At 66.2% G+C, this 15,620-nt stretch carries 16 protein-coding genes; 9 read left to right on the plus strand and 7 right to left on the minus strand.

The genetic code is table 11. The annotated features are described in order from the left end of the window. Positions 1–11: 11 nt before the first annotated feature. The 3 genes from B840_RS02315 to B840_RS02325 all read right to left on the minus strand — a co-directional run bounded on the left by B840_RS02315 (position 12) and on the right by B840_RS02325 (position 2,732). Complete coding sequence (locus B840_RS02315) at positions 12–689, minus strand: methionine ABC transporter permease (protein ID WP_042620791.1); 678 nt, start codon at positions 687–689, stop codon at positions 12–14. After that, complete coding sequence (locus tag B840_RS02320; RefSeq protein ID WP_156971812.1) at positions 686–1,747, minus strand: methionine ABC transporter ATP-binding protein; 1,062 nt, start codon at positions 1,745–1,747, stop codon at positions 686–688. The genes B840_RS02315 and B840_RS02320 overlap by 4 nt, the downstream gene beginning before the upstream one ends. 100 nt (positions 1,748–1,847) lie before the next feature. Continuing rightward, positions 1,848–2,732 carry a MetQ/NlpA family ABC transporter substrate-binding protein gene (locus tag B840_RS02325; RefSeq protein ID WP_042620792.1) on the minus strand — a complete coding sequence of 295 codons (885 nt, stop codon included), beginning with the start codon at positions 2,730–2,732 and terminating at the stop codon, positions 1,848–1,850. A gap of 109 nt (positions 2,733–2,841) precedes the next feature. Here B840_RS02325 and B840_RS02330 point away from each other — a divergent pair, with 109 nt between their 5' ends. Both B840_RS02330 and B840_RS02335 read left to right on the plus strand, forming a co-directional pair. After that, complete coding sequence (locus tag B840_RS02330; RefSeq protein ID WP_373285068.1) at positions 2,842–6,000, plus strand: error-prone DNA polymerase; 3,159 nt, start codon at positions 2,842–2,844, stop codon at positions 5,998–6,000. Between the two features lie 31 nt (positions 6,001–6,031). After that, positions 6,032–6,538 (plus strand): DUF421 domain-containing protein, encoded by a 507-nt coding sequence (locus tag B840_RS02335; protein ID WP_042620794.1) that lies wholly within the window; start codon positions 6,032–6,034, stop codon positions 6,536–6,538. Between the two features lie 29 nt (positions 6,539–6,567). On the opposite strand, the gene B840_RS02340 is transcribed toward B840_RS02335, so the two are convergent. Beyond that, positions 6,568–6,768 carry a hypothetical protein gene (locus B840_RS02340; RefSeq protein WP_042620795.1) on the minus strand — a complete coding sequence of 67 codons (201 nt, stop codon included), beginning with the start codon at positions 6,766–6,768 and terminating at the stop codon, positions 6,568–6,570. A 98-nt stretch (positions 6,769–6,866) separates the two neighbouring features. On the opposite strand from B840_RS02340, the gene B840_RS02345 reads away from it, so the two are divergent. Together B840_RS02345 and B840_RS02350 are read left to right on the plus strand one after the other, a co-directional pair. Further along, positions 6,867–7,316: a PH domain-containing protein gene (locus tag B840_RS02345; protein ID WP_042622452.1), complete on the plus strand. Its 450-nt coding sequence runs from the start codon at positions 6,867–6,869 to the stop codon at positions 7,314–7,316. After that, entirely contained in the window at positions 7,313–8,668 is a 1,356-nt protein-coding gene (locus B840_RS02350; RefSeq protein WP_042620796.1) for a PH domain-containing protein, read from the plus strand. Before B840_RS02345 ends, B840_RS02350 begins: the two co-directional genes overlap by 4 nt. Here the strand turns inward: B840_RS02350 and B840_RS02355 are convergent. Then, positions 8,636–9,412 (minus strand): metal-dependent hydrolase, encoded by a 777-nt coding sequence (locus B840_RS02355; protein ID WP_156971813.1) that lies wholly within the window; start codon positions 9,410–9,412, stop codon positions 8,636–8,638. The genes B840_RS02350 and B840_RS02355 overlap by 33 nt on opposite strands. A gap of 45 nt (positions 9,413–9,457) precedes the next feature. Further along, positions 9,458–10,777 carry an HAD-IC family P-type ATPase gene (locus tag B840_RS02360; RefSeq protein WP_342341962.1) on the minus strand — a complete coding sequence of 440 codons (1,320 nt, stop codon included), beginning with the start codon at positions 10,775–10,777 and terminating at the stop codon, positions 9,458–9,460. A 350-nt stretch (positions 10,778–11,127) separates the two neighbouring features. Here B840_RS02360 and B840_RS02365 point away from each other — a divergent pair, with 350 nt between their 5' ends. From B840_RS02365 to B840_RS02375, 3 genes are all read left to right on the plus strand, one after another. Next, positions 11,128–11,634, plus strand: coding sequence for a hypothetical protein (locus tag B840_RS02365; RefSeq protein ID WP_042620798.1), 507 nt, complete (start codon positions 11,128–11,130; stop codon positions 11,632–11,634). Positions 11,635–12,044: 410 nt separating this feature from the next. Then, positions 12,045–13,208: a sensor histidine kinase gene (locus B840_RS02370; RefSeq protein WP_156971814.1), complete on the plus strand. Its 1,164-nt coding sequence runs from the start codon at positions 12,045–12,047 to the stop codon at positions 13,206–13,208. A 97-nt stretch (positions 13,209–13,305) separates the two neighbouring features. After that, positions 13,306–13,941, plus strand: coding sequence for a response regulator (locus tag B840_RS02375; RefSeq protein ID WP_042620800.1), 636 nt, complete (start codon positions 13,306–13,308; stop codon positions 13,939–13,941). On the opposite strand, the gene B840_RS02380 is transcribed toward B840_RS02375, so the two are convergent. Next, on the minus strand, positions 13,914–14,384 hold the full coding sequence (locus B840_RS02380; RefSeq protein ID WP_042620801.1) for a tRNA (cytidine(34)-2'-O)-methyltransferase: 471 nt from the start codon (positions 14,382–14,384) through the stop codon (positions 13,914–13,916). The genes B840_RS02375 and B840_RS02380 overlap by 28 nt on opposite strands. A gap of 24 nt (positions 14,385–14,408) precedes the next feature. Between B840_RS02380 and B840_RS02385 the strand changes: the two genes are divergently transcribed. Both B840_RS02385 and B840_RS02390 read left to right on the plus strand, forming a co-directional pair. Then, positions 14,409–15,263, plus strand: coding sequence for a bifunctional methylenetetrahydrofolate dehydrogenase/methenyltetrahydrofolate cyclohydrolase (locus tag B840_RS02385; RefSeq protein ID WP_042620802.1), 855 nt, complete (start codon positions 14,409–14,411; stop codon positions 15,261–15,263). After that, a complete protein-coding gene (locus tag B840_RS02390) occupies positions 15,256–15,576 on the plus strand; it encodes a DUF3017 domain-containing protein (RefSeq protein ID WP_042620803.1) in 321 nt (106 codons plus the stop codon). The genes B840_RS02385 and B840_RS02390 overlap by 8 nt, the downstream gene beginning before the upstream one ends. Positions 15,577–15,620 lie beyond the last annotated feature (44 nt).

Below are 15,620 nucleotides of genomic sequence, written 5' to 3' on the forward strand. Positions count from 1 at the left end.
CCGCCGGCCGGTTAGCGGCGCAGGATCCGCCGCGAGAGCCAGTTGCCGAAGAGCTGGGCGATCTGGACGATGATGACGATGACGATGACGGCCGCGTACGTGACCTCGAGGTCGTAGGCGCGGTAGCCGTAGACGATGGCGAAGTCGCCGATGCCGCCGCCGCCGATGTAGCCGGCCATGGCGGACATGTCCACCACGGCGATGAAGATGAACGTGTAGCCGAGGACCAGGGGGCCCAACGCCTCCGGGACGATGACGGTCCGGATGATCCGCCACGGGCCGGCACCCATGGAGCGGGCGGCCTCGATGACCCCGGGGTCGATCGCGACGAGGTTCTGCTCGACGATGCGGGCCACGGCGAAGGTCGCCGCGATGCACATGATGAAGATCGCCGCGGACCGGCCGATGGTGGTGCCCACGACGTTCAGGGTCAGGGGCGCGAACATCGCGATCATGATGATGAACGGGATCGGGCGGATGAAGTTGACCAGCAGGTTGAGCACCCAGTACACCGGGCGGGACTGCAGGATGCTGCCGGAGCGGGTGGTGTAGAGCAGGATGCCCACGGCCAGTCCGGCGAGTCCGCCGACGACCATGGTCAGGGACACCATCACGAGGGTGTCCATGATGGCCTCGAGGAAGGTGGGGCCGAGACGGTTCCAGTCGGCGGCGAGATAGGTGTGGGTCATCGCGTGATCTCCTGGATGTCTGTGGTGCGGGCGAGCGTGGTGCGGAAGCGTTCGACGGCGTCGTCGGGGCCGGCGAGGCGGACGGTCATCTTGCCGAAGGACTGTCGCTGCAGCGTGGTCACGCCGCCGTGGACGATGTTGATGCTCAGGCCCTCCTCCCGGGCGGCGGCCGCGGCGGAGAAGAAGCCTGAGTCCTCGGTGAGGTTGATCGTGAACAGGCGCCCGCCGTGGGCGAGGAGGTCCTCCTCCTCCACGACGTCGGGGGTGTTGCGCAGGGAGGACGAGACGAAGCGTTTCGCGACGTTCGTCCGCGGCGCCGAGAACACCTCGTAGACGCTGCCGTACTCGACGACCTTGCCCGCCTCCATGACGGCGACCTTGTCCGCGATGGTGCGCACGACGTCCATCTCATGGGTGATGACCACGATGGTGATGCCCAGCTCGCGGTTGATCTCGCGGAGCAGGTTGAGCACATCGTGGGTGGTCTCCGGGTCGAGCGCCGAGGTGGCCTCGTCGGCGAGCAGGAGCCGGGGGTTGGTGGCCAGGGCGCGGGCGATGCCCACGCGCTGTTTCTGCCCGCCGGAGAGCTGCTCGGGATAGTTGCGCCCCTTGTCTGCCAGGCCGACGAAGTCCAGGAGCTCCGCCACGCGTTTCCTGCGCTCCGCCTTGGGCATGCCCGCCAGGGTGAGCGGGTATTCGATGTTGCCGGCGGCGGTGCGCGAGCGGAAGAGGTTGAACTGCTGGAAGATCATCCCGATGCCCCGGCGGATCGTGCGCAGCTTGGATTCGGGCATGCCGACGACGTCGGTCCCGTCGAGAAGCAGCTGGCCGGAGGTGGTGGTGTCCAGCCCGTTGATGAGGCGGACGAGGGTGGACTTGCCGGCGCCGGAGTAGCCGATGACGCCGAGAATTTCGCCCGGCTCGACGGTGAGGGTGACGCCGTCGACGGCGCGGGTCTCGGTCTTCTTCTGGTTGGTGAAGACCTTGGTCACATTGCGGAATTCGATGCGGGTTCCGGTACGCGGCCGGATGGGGGGTGCGGAGACTGGTTCGGACACGGGTGATCAGAGCCGTTCTGGGAGGAGGAGAAGGTGACGGTTAAATGCTCAACCCCGCCGCTGGAGGGCGACGGGGTTTGTCATGGCGGCGGTGCGCAGACTACTGGTCGCCGGATTCGCGCAGTCGCTCCAGGATGGCGTCGAGGTCCTCGCGCGGGCGGTCGACCTTGACCGCGGTGTTGCCGGAGGACTCCATGATGGCGTCGGTGACGGCCTGGTCCTTCCAGAGCTCGGCGAGACGGTTGATGGTCTCGTCGTCGGCGCGCTCCGGGGTGGTCACCCAGACGTTGATGTAGGGCTCGGCCTGCTCGGTGTCCGGGTCGTCCTGGAAGATGGCGTCGAGCGGGTCGATGCTGGCGCGCTCCAGGAAGGAGTTGTTGATCACGGCCGGGCGGCCCTCATGGAACACGGCGGTGGTCTGGGCGGCGTCGACCGGGATGACGGAAACCTTTGAGGCGTCATTGTCGATATCGGCCGGGGCCGGGTTGAGCAGGCCCTCCTCGCGGAGGGTGACCAGGCCAGCCTGGACGAGGACGTTGATGGCGCGGCCCTGGTTGGTCGCGTCATTCGGGATCGCGATCTCCTCGCCCTCGATGCCGTCGAGGTTGTCGCGGTCCTTCCAGAACAGGGCCAGCGGGTAGATCTCGGTCGACGAGATCGGCACGAGCTCTTCGCCGGCGCCGGTGTTGTAGTCGTTGAGGAAGAGCAGGTGCTGGAACTTGTTCACGTCGATCTGGCCCTGCGCGACGGCGTCGTTCGGGGTGTTGTAGTCCGAGAACGGCACGATCTCGATGTCGATGCCCTCCTCCTCGGCGAGGTCGGCGAAGACGTCCCACTCCTTGAGGTTGGCGTCGGTGGTGCCGATGCGGACGGTCTCGCCGGCGGCACCGGCGTCGGTGCTGTCGGAGTCGGAGGAGCAGGCGACAAGCCCCGCGGCGGCGATGACCGAGGCGGTGGCGCCGGCGAAAATGCGACGGAAGTTCATGGCTTTGAGGTTCCTTAGACGTTTGTTGAGCAGTTGGTTGTGAAACCTAGCATCAACCGTACCGCTCTGTCTAGGCAGTGGCCGGGAAAAATGCCGGAACCGTGGGCACGTGCGTTCGATTGTGGGTAGGTTGTGGGGCATGGGAGTCAACGGCGGTGCGCCTCTGAGCTGGTCGCGGCTGGAGCGCGTCCTCGCCGGCCGGAAGTCGCCGACGCCGGTGCCGGTCGATCATCTGGCCGCGCCCGCTTCCCGACGTCCCGCCTCTGCCCGCCCCGCCCTCCCCTTCGCCGAGCTGCACGCCGTGAGCTCCTACAGTTTCCTCGGCGGAGCGAGCGATCCCGAGGTGTTGGTCCGGCGGGCCGTGGAGTTGAGACTGTCGGCGTTGGCGCTGGTGGACCGGGACGGTTTCTACGGCGCGGTGAAGTTCGCCGAGGCCGCCGCGGGGGAGGGTCTGCCGACCGTGTTCGGCGCGGAACTCACCCTGGGGGACCGCATCCTGCCGGTGCTGGCCCGCGGGCCCGAGGGGTACCGCCGGCTGTCGCGGCTGATGTCGGACGCGCACATGGCCGCCGGGGAGAAGGGGCGGGTGGAGTACCCGCCGGTGGGGGAGATTGCCCGGTTCCTGGACGGCCACTGCGTGGCGCTGCTGGGGCATGAGTGGGTCGCTGATATCGACCAGGCGGTCGAAGCGTTCGGGGCGGGTAACCTGGTGCTGGAATATGCGGTGACCATGACCCCCGAGGACACCGACCGCCACGAGAAGCTCGACGAGTGTAGACGGCATGGTCTACGCGGCATCGTCACCGCGTTACCGGCCGCCGCCACCCGGCAGGATGCCCGACTGGCCGGTGCGAAGCGCGCCCTGTCCCGCCGGCTCTCCCTGGGCGAGGCAGAACCGGACCTCCACCCGATGGGCGCACCCTGGCTGCGCTCCGGCGCGCAGATCGCCGCACTCCTGCCCGGCCGGGCGGAGCTGATCGCAGGCGCGGTCGACCTGGCTCGCGAGTGCGCCTTCACCCTCGACCTCGTCGCCCCCGACCTGCCCGGTTGGCGCACCCCGGCGGGGCACACCGAGATGACCTGGCTGAGTGACCTGACGCAGGAGCGGGCGCGGCGTCGATACGCAGGCAGGCCGGACGGCGTCCGGGCGAAGGCGGAGAAACAGATCGCGCACGAGTTGGGGGTGATCGGCAAGCTCAACTTCCCCGGCTACTTCCTCATCGTCACCGACCTGGTCGACTTCTGCCGGGAAGCGGACATCCTCTGCCAGGGCCGCGGCTCCGCGGCGAACTCGGCCGTGTGCTTCGCCCTGGACATCACCAACGTGGAGCCCATCTCCGCGGGCCTGCTCTTCGAGCGTTTCCTCTCCCCGGACCGCGACGGCCCGCCCGACATCGACATCGACATCGAATCCGGCCGACGCGAGGAGGTCATCCAGTACGTCTACGGCCGTTACGGCCGCGACCGGGCAGCGCAGGTGGCCAACGTGATCACCTACCGCACGAAAGGCGCGCTCCGCGATGCCGCCCGCGCCCTCGGCCACCCCCAGGGCTCGGCCGACGCGTGGTCGAAGGGGACGGCGGAACCGCCTGCCGAGGTGGTGGAGCTGGCCGCGCGCTTCAAGGGGCAGCCCCGCCACCTGGGCATCCACTCCGGCGGCATGGTCATCTGCGACCGCCCCATCGCCGACGTCGTGCCCGTCGAGTGGGCCAGGATGGAGGGGCGCTCCGTGGTGCAGTGGGACAAGGACGACTGCGCCGCCGCCGGGCTGGTCAAGTTCGACCTGCTGGGCCTGGGCATGCTCGAGGCGCTGCACCACATGATCGACCTCGTGGCGGAGCAGCACGGCACCCGTGTCCACCTGTGGGAGCTCGACCTCGCGGACCCCGGCGTCTACGACATGCTCTGCCGCGCCGACGCCGTCGGCGTGTTCCAGGTCGAATCCCGCGCGCAGCTGTCCACCCTGCCGCGCCTGAAACCGCGCACCTTCTTCGACCTGGTCGTGGAGGTCGCCCTCATCCGGCCCGGCCCCATCCAGGGCGGTTCGGTGCACCCCTACCTGCGCCGGCGGGACGGCAGCGAGCCCGTCACCTACGACCACCCCGTCCTGGAGAAGTCCCTGGGCAAGACGCTGGGCATCCCGCTGTTCCAGGAGCAGCTCATGCAGATCGCCGTCGACGCCGCCGGGTTCAGCGGCGCGGAGGCGGACGCCCTGCGCCGCGCGATGGGGTCCAAGCGATCCCCGGCGAAGATGGCGGAGCTGAAGGGCCGTTTCTTCCGCGGCGTGCGCGACACCCACGGCATCCCCGGGGAGACGGCCGAGAAGCTGTGGAACAAGATCGTCGCCTTCGCCGCCTACGGCTTCCCCGAATCCCACTCCCAGTCCTTCGCCTCGCTGGTGTACTTCTCCGCCTGGTTCAAACACCATTACCCGGCGGAGTTCTGTGTCGGCCTGCTGCGCGCCCAGCCCATGGGCTTCTACTCGCCGCAGTCGTTGATCCAGGACGCCCGCCGCCACGGCATCGGGATCCTGCCCGTCGACGTCAACGAATCAGGCGAACAGGCCCGCGTGGTGGACGGGCGGATCCGGGTGGGGCTGAACCTCATCAACGGCCTCGGCGCGGCGGCGGCGAGGATTGAAAAGGCGGCGCCGTTCACCGGTATTCCGGACCTGTCGCGCCGGGCGGAGCTGAGCGTCGAGCACGTGGAGTCCCTGGCGCGTGCCGGGGCCTTGGACTGCTTCGGCGTCGACCGCCGGCAGGCCCTGTGGCAGGCGGGCGTGGCGGCCACCGAACGCGAGGGCATGCTGCCGGGGTTGTCGGCCATCGAATCCCCGTCGCTGCCGGGCATGAGCACGTTCGAGCTCATGGTCGCCGACGTCGCCGCCACCGGCGTGACTCCCCGGCGCCAGCCGATGGAGCTGGTGCGCGGCCAGCTTTCCGACGCCGGGATCCTCACCGCCGCCGCCCTCCGCGACGTCACCGACGGCACCCGTGTGCGCGTCGCGGGCGTGGTCACCCACCGGCAGCGCCCGCAGACCGCCTCCGGCCTGACCTTCCTGGGCATGGAGGATGAGACCGGTCTGATCAACGTCATGGTCTCCGTCGGCCTGTGGAACCGTCAACAGGTGCTCGCCCGGACCTCGCGGGCGCTGGTGGTACGCGGAATCGTGCAGAACGCCACCGGTGCGGTGACCGTGGTGGCCGACAGGCTGGAGCCCCTGGCGGTGGGGGAGTGGTTCAGCCGGGGTTCGCGGGATTTCCGGTGACGGCGCCCCGAACGGCACCTACCATGGGCGCATGTGGTTCTCCGGCCTCGACCCCATCATCCGCATCCTGCTGGTTGGCACCGCCAGCTACCTCATCCTGCTGGTGATCCTCCGGATCACCGGCGCCCGCTCGCTGGCCAAGCTCAACGCCTTCGACTTCACCGTCACCATCGCCCTCGGGTCGATCCTGGCTACGGCACTGACCAGCGCAGACCTGTCCTGGGCCTCCGCGGCCACCGCTCTGGGTCTCCTCCTCGGCCTGCAGTACGTGGTGGCCAGGGTGCTGCGGGCCGTGCCCGCGCTGCGGGGCGCGGCCACGGCGTCTCCGGTCGTCATTGTGCGCGACGGGCGGATGCTGGAGGAGGGCATGCGGCGGGCCCGGGTGGGGGAGGCGGAGGTGCGTCAGGCCGCCCGATCCGGCGGATACGGCGACCTGGGCGACGTCGGGGCGATGATCATGGAGACCGACGGCACGCTGTCGGTCATCGGCGCCGACGCCATGGGTGACCGCGGGACGCTCGAAGGCCTCGACTCCTGAGTGCAGGGGCGCTGACGGGCCCTGCGCCGTCACCGGTCCCGGAACATCTCGATGCCCGCCAGGATCACCGCGGCGATGATGCTCAGCGCCAGCCAGACGCCGAGGAAGAAGAGGATGTCGGTCAGGCCCAGGGGCCAGTCCCGGGTGAGCAGGGTGGAGATGAACGCGATGATCACCGCGATTGTCGCACCGGTGGGCAGCTTGGCGATGAGGTACTCGAGACCGGACATGCCCCCAGCCTATCCCGCGCAGTTTCGCCGGATGTTCTGGCAAGGTGGTGCCCATGAGCGATGAGGCAGTGCACGGCGCGAGCATCAGTCACCGGGACATGAACCCGGTGTCCCCGAAATTGACCACCGCCCGCTACCTGGGCAGACTTCCCTGGATCGCCGTCGTTCTCCTGGTTTTCGCCGTCCTCGGCTTCGCCCTCAGCCCCTGGTTCCACATCGGCACCGCGGTACTGCTCATCCTGCTGCTCTGGCAGGCGTGGCTGATCCCGGCGCAGGTCCGGCTGCTGGGGTGGCGGGAGACCGGCGACGAGCTGCTGATCACCAAGGGTCGGCTCTGGCACACGTTCACCGTGATCCCCTACGGACGCATCCAGTACGTCGACGTCACCGCCGGGCCGATCGAACGTTCCCTGGGGATGAAGACCCTCCAGCTGCACACCGCCTCCGCCACCTCGGACGCGTCGGTCCAGGGACTGCCCGCCGAGACCGCCGACGCCCTGCGGGACCGGTTGGCGGTCAAGGCCCGGGAGAGGATGAGCGGGCTGTGAACGAGGACTACCGCCGCGTCCACCGGTTGACGCCGCTGCTGCGTTTCTGGACGGTCATCCTCGCCGCCGTCACGATCTTCTTCGTCAACCTGGACATAGCGGCCATCGGTGCGGCGTTGGGCTGGCTGGGCAGCGGGAACATCCTGCCCGTCCTCATCGGGGCCGGGGCGTTCCTGGTCGGCTGCGGCCTGGTCTGGCTGGTCTCCCAGGTCTGGTGGCGGGCCACCGGATACCGGCTCACGGAAGAAGAGGTCTCGCTCAAAAACGGCGTGCTGAACACCCGGCTGCGCACCGCCCGTTACGACCGGATCCAGGCCGTCGACGTCGTCGAGTCCGTCATCGCGCGGATTTTCCGGTTGGCGGCCGTCCGCGTGGAGACCGCCGGCGGCGGGGACTCCGTCATCGAGATCGCCTACCTCCCGCGCGACGTCGCCGAGCAGCTGCGCGCGGAGGTCCTGGAGCGTACCCGCGGCACCGTGCCAGCGGCCGTGTCGGCTGTGGCGGCCCCCGCCGCCGACACAGCCGGGCAGGTCGTCATCCCCGAGATCCCCATCGCCCGTTCCCTGACGGGCGCCGCCCTGCAGGGGGTGTCCCTGAGCGCGGCGCTGATCATCGTCGGCCTTGTCATCACTCCGCTGACCTGGGCCGCGGCCCTGCCCGTCGCCATCGGCATCGTGCCGGTCATCTGGAACCAGATAGACAGCAGCTGGCGGTTCACCGCCCGTCTGACGGACGGCACCCTGCACCTCTCCTACGGCCTGGCGGACAGGCGTCGCCAGTCGATTCCGCTGCGGCGCATCCACGGGGTCACCGTCCATCAGCCGGTCCTGTGGCGGATACCGGGCTGGTGGTGCGTCAAGGTCTCCGTCGCAGGCTACGGCGCCGAGAACGAGAAGGGCTCCGGCACGACCCAGCTGCTCCCGGTGGGGTCCCGTGGGCAGGCGCTGGCGCTGCTGGCGCTGGTCAGCCCGTTGGACGCGGTGACCATCGAGGCGTCGGCACGCCCGGAAGGCGCGACCATCCCGATGTTCACCTCACCGCCGGTGGCCGGGTGGGTCTCGCCGGTCGACCTGCACCAGCAGGCGGTGACCCTGCTTGCCGACGCCGTCGTGGTCCACCGCGGCCGCTTCGGTCGGCGAGTCAGCGTCATCGACCCCGCACACATCCAGGAGCTCTCCCTCACGAGGGGACCCCTGCAGCAGATGTTCGGCCTGTGCACCGTGCGTTTCGACCTCGTCCCCGGCCCGGTGCGCATGGCGGGTGAGGATCTGACGCCCGAAGCCGGCGGGGTGCTCCTGGACGCCCTGCGTCAGCGCGAACTACCAGCCCAGCGCAGTAACCAGTGGCGGTGATGCGATGAGGCTGATCTGGGCCACGACCAGCACTGAGAACACCAGGAGCAGGGCCTTGTCCGCCGGTCCGGAGGCTCGGATGCTGAGGAATCGGGGCAGGCGCAGGTTCCACCAGCGCCGCCCCCGCAGGGGCACCAGCGGGGCGAAGACCGGGATACCCCGTTTGGTGGCCATGTCGCCGAGCAGGTGGGCGGCCACACCGGCTGTCACCGCCGAACCCAGCACCAGCCCCAGGGAGGCGGCGGGGATGAAGTACCAGGCGCCGTAGGCGAGCCCCGCCGCCGTGCCGGTGACCACGATCCAGTCGCTCTTCTTGGACCATTCCGGCAGCAGACCGCGGATGGCCAGGCTCAGCAGGAAGAACAGCAGCCCGATCACCGCCGACTTGCCGTAGGCGCCGATCAGCGCGGTCGCCCCGGCACCCGCCGCGAGTGCGAACCACACCGTGTGGGTCAGGGTGCGGTGACCGTTGTTGCAGCGCGGGTCCCTGCGGCCGCGGGTCAGGTTCACGAAGCCCTGGGAGAAGTTCTCGACCGTCCGGGAGGCCACCTGGGACAGCAGGCCGAAGGAACGCGCAACCGTGGCCTGCGGGGAGTCCAGGTCGGGCAGCAGCGCCGCGCCGGCCGCCAGGCCCGCGTAGACGAACGCCTCTTCCGCGGTGGTCACCCCGCCCCACTCGGCGGGCAGCACCTGCGCGATCGCCAGCCCCACGGCGGCCCCGCTCATCGCATGGGTCGGTCCCATCACCACTTGCCATCACTCCCTCGGTGTCGTTCCTGGGGAATGACCTTACGACACCTCTTCGAACGGATGTTTGCGGGGTGGCACATGGTCCGCAGGGGGAAATCGGTCGGCGCACTGGGCCGGCGGAGTGCCGGCCGCGGCCATGGCGACGTCGACGGCGTCGCCGACCAAGCCGGTCTCCGCGTCCTTGTGATGCGTCGCCTCATTGCTGAGTGCGCCGGTGCGCAGTGAGCTCCGCTGGGTGGTGCTGAGGCCGCCGCCGTTCGCGGGAACCTGGGTGACGTCGAGTTCCCGGCCGTCGGGGGTCCAGAGCCGCTCGACGGTCATGCGGTTGATGGTGAGGGTGCCAGTCTTGTCGGAGCCGATGACGTCGATGGAACCGAGCGTCTCGACGGAGGGGAGGTTGCGGATCACGGCGTTGCGCTTCGCCATGCGGGACACGCCCACGCCGAGTGCGACGGTGAGGACAATGGGCAGGGCCTCGGGCAGCGCGGAGACGATGAGCGCCACCGCGTTGCGGAAGACCTCGGAGGCAGTGGTGCCCAGCGGGACAGAGACCACGGAGATCAACGCGGCGATCGCGATGACCACTACGGCGATGTACTTCTCCAGGCGGTCGGTGAGCTTCTGCAGTGGGGTCTTCTGGGTTTTGACCTGGATGGATTGGGCGATGGTGCCGAGTTCAGTGTCCAGGGCGGCGGCGACGACGGTGCCGCTCGCGTGCCCCGAGGTCACGAGCGTGCCGGAGTAGGCCATGTTGAGCCGGTCACTGCGGTCGGTGTCCTCGGGATGCGGACCCGTCGATTTCAGCACAGGCAGCACTTCGCCCGTGAGCATTGACTCATTGATCTGCCGGTCATGCACGTCCGTCAGGCGGAGGTCAGCCGGCACCTTGTCACCGGATTCGAGCCGGACGAGATCACCCACCACCAGTTCACGCGCAGCGATGCGCGCGGCGGTACCGGAGCGCACCACCGTGGCTTCAGCGACCGTCAGCTGTCTGAGGGCCTTGACGTCGTGTTCTGCCTTGCGCTCCTGCCAGAATCCGAGGGAGGCGTTGAGCAGCAGGGTCAGCAGGATCACGAAGGAGTCGAACCACTCGTGCAGGAACAGGGTGATCACTGCGGCGCCGAGAAGAAAGAGGATCATGGGGGACCGGAACTGGCGCAGCAGCACCTGGTACCAGCGTTCCGGCGCCCGTTCCTGGATCTCGTTGGGCCCGAGATCCGCCAGACGGGCACGCGCTTCTTCGACGCTGAGCCCTTCTGCAGTGGTCCCTAGTAGAGTCCGGAGGCAGCCCCAGTGCGTGCCATTGTTCCGGGCTTGTAGCAGGCTGGGACACCATGCACCTCTGATCGGAGACAGCTTTTCACTTTCCGCAGTGAGAACCTTGCGGTCCGAATGCCACCGGAAACATGCCCCGGGTGTGGACTTGACCCGACTCTATTTGTACCGCTCCCAGAAAACCCAGGTGGCGTGATACCCGATAGGTGGCAACGGCCAGGGTGTCTCCCGCGTGTCACTGCACCTGCGTAGGGCTTGGTGCCGTGTCTGAGCCGTGAGCATGGTGCAATAATTTTTCGGGGGGAACCAAAAGTTCCTGAAGACCCGGGGATGGAACACCAGCGGCCTGGTTTCCTGCGAAGCTGAAGCCAACGCCTCCAGCAGAGAATTGGGGGCGTTAATTCAGTGCAGTAACAATGAGGAGGAGACAAGTGACTTTTATTAAGCGGTCATCGTTGTTGATTGGCGTGTTCGTCACGGTACTGGCGATGGTTCTGTTCACGGCGCAGGGTGCTTCCGCGAAGGAAGCCAGGGGAGCTGCTGATGGCGTGGAAGGTATTCAGGTGACCCAGCTTGATGACGGAAGAACTCGTGTCGTGGTCGATGATGAAGTCACGTTTGTGACTTTCGATGATGTGAATAATTCTGCCGTGGTGGAAAATGCTGACGGAACCATGGCCAATGTAGATATGACAGGATTTTCTCTTGAACAGAACGTAGACCAGCTCAGCCAATCAGGAGATGGACAGTACACACCACAGAGTGACGGACTCTCGTGCACATTCTTGATGTGGGTTGTGCAGACTGTCCACACGGCAGGATGGGGCGCCGCAATCGCGATCGTGGCCGCCACAGGGGCGGCAGGGGCCGCCGCCCTGCTGCTGATGTATTCGCTTGGCGCATCAGGATTTCTGGCTTATGTCAGCTCGCGCTGCTAACGGGAAGGAAAGCCATGGATGCTCGTGGGAAGAAATCAACAGCTGAAGCGCTCAGAGCGCTTACCGTCACCGTGACAGTGGTGACTCTGGTCTGCGCCGGGGCATTATTTTTCCTTGGGTGGGAAACAGCAGCCGTTTCAGCCATTGTGCTCGCAGTGCCACTGTTGGCGGTCCTGCTGTATGTGTCTGCCAGAAGACGGAGCGGCCAACCGACGGGAGATCAGTCTCAGCGCCAGCGCAGGACTGGTACGGCACTCGTGGTTTTCGGTGTGGTCCTGACGGTGGGGTCGGGGGTCCTGTACTTCTTCAACGCGGATTTTCTGGCACGATGGTTGATATTCGCAGGCCCTGGGCTTGCCATGGGCGGAGCCATCGCTTTCTGGCTTGCCCGGGGGCAACGCTGACGAAACATGAGGGGTGATCTGGTGAGAGTGAATGCCGGCGAATTATCGGTGCTGTCGGCCAAGCCCCGTTTTGAGATCTACCTGGCCTTGATAATTGTCGGCGTTTCTCTCCTTTTTCCGGGAGCCGGATACCGGGACGCACTTTTCCAGCTCGTCTTTGTCTCTGTCATCCTGGTGGCCCAGCATTTTCCACTTGCGGTCTTTGTTCCGATTCCCGTGGCATCAATCATATGGGCGAGTGGCTATGTGGATCAGTGGCAGCTTGCCCCGATCATCGTCTATGTGGCTGTTCACGTGATTTCTTTTCGGGTGGGGGTCATGGCGGCAGTGGTGGTCTCATGTGAGTGGATAATTCTCGCTTACATCATTTCGGTGCAGTCTTTCGAATTGGAGGCGTGGTTCTACTCGCTCATCCTTGAGTCGTTTCTGCTGGCCTTCCTTATCTTCATAGGAAAAAACCGGAGAAACCGAATCTTTGAGGAGTATCAGGCCCGCGAAGAGAGGAAACAAGCGGAGGAGAAGCTCTTTGAGAATCTCAATCAGTATCTGCATGACAGCATCGCCAGGAAACTGACGATGATGACTATTCTTGCGGATCGGATCCACTCTGAAATTGATGCATCTCCTGAACATGATCGAATAGCAGAGGTGGCTGAATTGGGGCGGAGTGCCCTGATGGATCTTGAGGAACTGATGCGGGAGATGAAAGCCGGAACGACCGGGCACCTGAGTTCTTCGGACGGTATGTGGAGCCCAGAACCCCTGTCCCAGGCAGTTCAGTCCGCAATGGTGAGTCTGGGAGATATGGGTTTTAACGTCGTCTTCAGCGGGAATACTGATCCGGGGCCTCTGGCTTCGTCAGTGGAAAATGCCCTGACCCTGTCTTTTCAGGAGGCCGTGGTCAACATGGTGAAATACGCCCCTGCCCGGAGCCGGGTGCACATCGAGATGCTGAGTCGGGATGATGAGCTGGGACTGGTGCTCGCCAATACTGTGGAACGGGGTGACAGTGGGCAGATGGGTGAGTTCTCAAACAGACTGGGGCTACCGAGTGTGTCCCGTCGGCTAGAGGGTGTCGGAGGACGGATTGCTGTGACTTCGACTCCAGGATCGTGGAGTATTGACTTAGCTGTTCCGGTCGAAATTAACAGGGATGAAGGAAATGTTTGAGACCATCAGTGCGTTTATGGATCTATCGCCAATGATTTTCTGCGAACTGTTTGCCGGGTTACCTCTCTGCAGGCGGTAGATGACTGGGTAGGTTGACATGATCAATATGGTGATCGTCGATGACGAAGAGTTCTTCCGTGATGAGATGGCATTCATGGTGGGTACAGAGGAGAACATCAGTGTTATCGCGACCTGTGCCACCGTGGATGAAGCCCTCGAGGTGTTGTGGCAGTCCGACATCGATGTTGTGTTGTGTGATGTGCGGATGCCTGGGAAGAACGGTGTGGAATTTATGAGACTGAGCCGACTGGTGCCTTCTCCTCCTGCCGTCGTCGCGGTGACATCATTTAATGATGACGTGGCGATGGTGGACATGCTCACGGCCGGAGCCCGGGGATTCATCCTCAAGAGCGCCAAGAGGACGGAGATCATGGCAGCGATCCACAGCGCGAGGGAGGGCGGTACCACCATATCGCCGTTGGCTGCCTCGAGGCTCCGTCAGTACATTATTCCCCTCGAGGTCGCGGTGGAAGGACTGTCTGCTCTGGACACCCGGGTGCTGCGGTTGCTTCATCTGGGGAAGAGCAACGCGTCCATCGCCGATGAGATGAATATCTCCGGCTCCTCGGCAAAAAAGTCCGTGGCCCGCCTGATGCAGACCTTTGACGCTAGTAGTCGACTTGAGCTGGTGTTTCTCAGCCGCGCCTACACCCCGCCCGGAAACCCCAGCTGACGCCACGCCTCATACGTGGCCACCGCCGCCGAGTTGGAGAGGTTCATCGAACGGCGCCCCGGGATCATGGGGATACGCACCTCGTGCTCGATGCGTGGATGAGCCAGATGCTCCTCCGGGATGCCGGTCGGTTCGGTGCCGAACAGCATCGCATCCCCTTCTCGCCACTGGACCTGCGTGTGCCAGACGGGGGCGCGGGTGGTGAAGGCGAAGATGCGGGAGGAGGGCAGCGTCGAGAAGCATTCGTCGAGGTCCGGGTGCACGGTGACGTCGGCGAGATCGTGGTAGTCCAGCCCCGCGCGGCGCAGATGCTTCTCGCTGAGATCGAAACCCAACGGTTCCACCAGGTGCAGATGGGCGCCCGTACCGGCGCACATGCGGATGGCGTTACCCGTGTTCGGCGGGATAACCGGATTATCGAAGATGACGTGCAGTCTGGCCATGACCGAGAGTCTAGGATGAGAGGCGTGACTGCGATCAAACTTGACGGACAGCTCTACCGAGACGAGATCTTCCAGGACCTGGGGGAGCGGACCGCCGCCCTCCGGGAGAAGGGGATCGTGCCGGGCCTGGCCACCGTGCTGGTCGGCGATGACCCGGCCTCCCACTCCTACGTGAAGATGAAGCACCGTGACTGCGAGCAGATCGGCGTGAATTCCATCCGGAAGGACCTGCCGGCGGATGTCTCCCAGGAGGAGCTGCTGGCGGTCATTGAGGAGCTGAACAACGATCCGGCCTGCACCGGTTACATCGTTCAGCTCCCGCTGCCGAAGCACCTGGATGAGAACGCCGTGCTCGCCGCAATCGACCCCGACAAGGACGCCGACGGCCTGCACCCGGTCAACCTGGGCAAGCTGGTCCTCAACGAGCCCGCCCCGCTGCCCTGCACCCCCAACGGCGCCATCCACCTCCTGCGCCGCTTCGGCGTCGAACTCAACGGCGCGAAGGTCGTCGTCATCGGCCGTGGCGTCACCGTCGGCCGCCCGATCGGCCTCATGCTCACCCGCCGGTCCGAGAACTCCACGGTCACCCTCTGCCACACCGGCACGAAGGACCTCGCCGCCGAGACCCGCGCCGCCGACGTCATCGTCGCCGCCGCCGGCCAGCCGCACATGCTCACCGCCGACATGATCAAGCCGGGCGCCGCGGTCCTCGACGTGGGTGTGTCGCGTCTGGACGGCAAGCTCGCCGGCGACGTCCACCCCGACGTCTGGGATGTCGCGGGATTCGTCTCCCCGAACCCCGGCGGCGTCGGACCGCTGACCCGGGCCTTCCTGGTGCGCAACGTCGTCGAGAGGGCGGAACTGCTCGCAGGTGAGTAAACCGCTGGACAACCCCCACGACCTGGGTGCGCCGCCGTCCCGCCTGCCCCTGTGGGCGCAGCGGGCCGGCATGGTGGTATTCCTGGTCGGAGTCGTGGCGGCCGGCGGTTTCGCCTTCACCGAACACTGGCGTCGCGCCACTTTCGCACTGGGGGTGTCCCTCATCTGGCTGGCCGTGGTGCGGGTGACCTGCGATTCCCGTGTCGTCGGAGTATTCGCGGTGCGTTCCCGGCGATTCGACGCCATCTTCACCGCCGTCGTCGGCGGCGCCATGGCGTTCCTCTCGGCCTCGGTGGACGCGCTGGGCTCATGAGGTTCGCGCTTCCCGGTGCGTTCCCGCCCGTCAGGCCCCGCAAA

It is taken from the genome of Corynebacterium marinum DSM 44953 (assembly GCF_000835165.1).
GTDB classification, from domain to species: domain Bacteria; phylum Actinomycetota; class Actinomycetes; order Mycobacteriales; family Mycobacteriaceae; genus Corynebacterium; species Corynebacterium marinum.